This window comes from Desulfotomaculum copahuensis, from assembly GCF_001655685.1.
Classification (GTDB): Bacteria; Bacillota; Desulfotomaculia; order Desulfotomaculales; family Desulfovirgulaceae; genus Desulfotomaculum_G; species Desulfotomaculum_G copahuensis.
Window position 1 is genome coordinate 1 of sequence record NZ_LYVF01000180.1, and the last position, 2311, is coordinate 2311.

General features: G+C 58.9%; 2 protein-coding genes. Both read right to left on the minus strand.

All coding sequences use genetic code 11. The features are described from left to right. Positions 1-1838 (minus strand): adenylyl-sulfate reductase subunit alpha (aprA, locus tag A6M21_RS14115; RefSeq protein ID WP_066669947.1); only part of this gene is annotated, 1838 nt, incomplete at its 3' end. A gap of 19 nt (positions 1839-1857) precedes the next feature. After that, a complete protein-coding gene (gene aprB, locus A6M21_RS14120) occupies positions 1858-2298 on the minus strand; it encodes an adenylyl-sulfate reductase subunit beta (protein WP_066669949.1) in 441 nt (146 codons plus the stop codon). Positions 2299-2311: the final 13 nt, after the last annotated feature.

Sequence of the window (2311 nt, forward strand, 5' to 3'; positions counted from 1 at the left end):
GACCATTCGCCATTGGCCGGATCCCACTTGCAGTTGGCGAAGACTTTCCAGTTTTCCTCGTCCATCTTGGGCTTGTCGGCACGGAAGTAGTAGCCGGGCCAACGGGTTTCTTCCCGGAACAGCATGGTGCGTACGTGCGCTTCCGCCTGCCAGGTCCGCTGTACGTTCTCCCAGCAGCGCATCAGTTCATGCAGGCTGGAGGCGGCCAGTTTTTCGGAGTCTTCCTTCAGGAAGGCCAGCAGTTCCAGGGCTTTTTCCAGCATGGCCTGGTTGGTGGTGAACTGTGCCGAGACGCCGCCGGCGTATTCGTCCATCAGTTTCTGCAGCCGGAACATGTACATCCGCGGTTTGATGTAGTTCGGGTTGACTTCCGGGTCGGTGGAGAAGTTGCAGTTCTGTTCGAACAGGTCGACCGGCTTCAAGATCTTGGCTTTCAGTTCTTCTACCACGGCCGCGTCCACGTTGGGCATGGCGTTGTTTTCGACGATAAACCGGACGGCCGATTTGGCGGCGATTCTACCTTCAGCGTGCGAGCCGGAGGAGAATTTGTGGCTGGAGGCGCCGGAGGCATCACCGGCGGCAAACAGGCCTTTGGTGGTGGTCATGTTGCAGTAGCCCCAGTTGTATTCGGCCGGGGCGATGTCTTCCGGTCCGCTCACCCAGGCGCCGGAGGCACCGGAGTGCGAGCCGATGAAGTAGGGTTCGGCCGCCGCAATTTCGGAGGATTTTTCTTCCGGCGCGGTGTTGGTGGCCGCCCACAGGATGGCCTGGGAGATGGTCATGTCCAGGAAGTCTTCCCATGCTTCGGCTTCCAGTTCTTTCATTTTCTTTTTGAATTCTTTTTCGCTGCCGGCGGCGGAGGCCAGTTTGGCGATCGCTTCTTCGGTGCGCATGTAGATCGGGCCTAAGCCTTCGTTGGTGTCCAGCATGCCCAGGTAGTTGCGCAGGTTGGCCGGGATCGGTTTGGCGCTGCCGTACGGTCCCCAGTTTTTCAGTTCTTCCGCCCGCTCGACCATGTATTCGCCGCCCATGGCGTTGGTGGCCCGGGATTTGAAGAGCAGGAACCAGGCGCCCACCGGGCCGTACGCGTCTTTGAACCGGACGGGGATGAAGCGTACTTCCTGGCAGGTCATTTCGGCGCCGGCTTTGATGGTGAAGTAGGCGCTGGCGCCCGAGTTGAACGGCGGGTACCAGGAGCGGCCGAGGCCTTCACCGGAGCTGCGCGGTTTGAATACGCCGACGGCGCCGCCCATGGCTGCGATGACGGCTTTGGCTTTGAAGACGTAGAATTTGTTTTCCCGAGTGGAGAAGCCCACGGCGCCGGCGATACGGTCGCCGTCCATGATCGGTTCGACGATGAAGACACGCTCGTAGATGTTGTCGGTGCCCAGGGCGTTTTTGGCTGCTTCGGCGACGATGATTTTGTAGGATTCGCCGTTGATCATGATTTGCCAGCGGCCTTCATGGACGTAGTTGCCTTCTTTGTCTTTCCAGATCGGCAGGCCCCATTTTTCAAACAGGTGCACGGTGGAGTCGACGTGCCGGGCGATGTTGTAGACCAGGTCTTCCCGGGTGACGCCCATCAGGTCCTGCCGCACGTACTGGACGTATTGTTCGACTGTGTTGGCGTTTTCTTTCAGGCCGATGTACTGGTTGATGGCCGACAGGCCCATGGCCACGGCGCCGCTTCTGTCCAGCGCGGCTTTGTCCACCAGGGTTACTTTCAGGCCGTTTTTCTTGGCCCAGTAGGCTGCTTCGACGGCTGCGCCGCAGGCTGCCATGCCGCCGCCCAGAATCAATAGATCGGTGCTGACTTCTACGGTTTCAAAATTCGCCATTATCTTTTAACCTCCTCCGTTACTTGTTGATGGTGGGTACGGGTATGCCCAGGGATTCGGGTTCGGTGAACAGGGCGATGCCTTTGAGGTCGCCGGCGCCTTCACCAAAGCCGCCGTCGGGCTGGGCAGTGCCTTCCGGAGTGGTTCTGATCGGGAATTTGAACCGCTTGAGCATGCCGTTTCTGAATTTTACGGTCCACATGATGTTGTCCGAGCCCCTTAACGGGGTGACGCTGGCGCCCATGGGCACGAAGTCGGCGTAGCCGCGTACGTCGATCGCCTGTTGCGGGCAGATCTTGACGCAGCAGTAGCATTCCCAGCAGGCCCAGGGATCCCGGTTGTACGCTTTCATGGCGTCTTTGTCCAGCACCATCAGGTCGTTCGGGCAGATGTACATGCAGGCGGTCTTATCCTGTCCTTTGCAGCCGTCGCATTTCTCTTTCATTACAAAACTGGGCATAACTCAACCTCCT

What these genes read in the sequence shown, in the direction of transcription:
- aprB (WP_066669949.1), bottom strand. Translation starts at nt 2,298, where the DNA reads ATGCCCAGTTTTGTAATGAAAGAGAAATGCGACGGCTGCAAAGGACAG.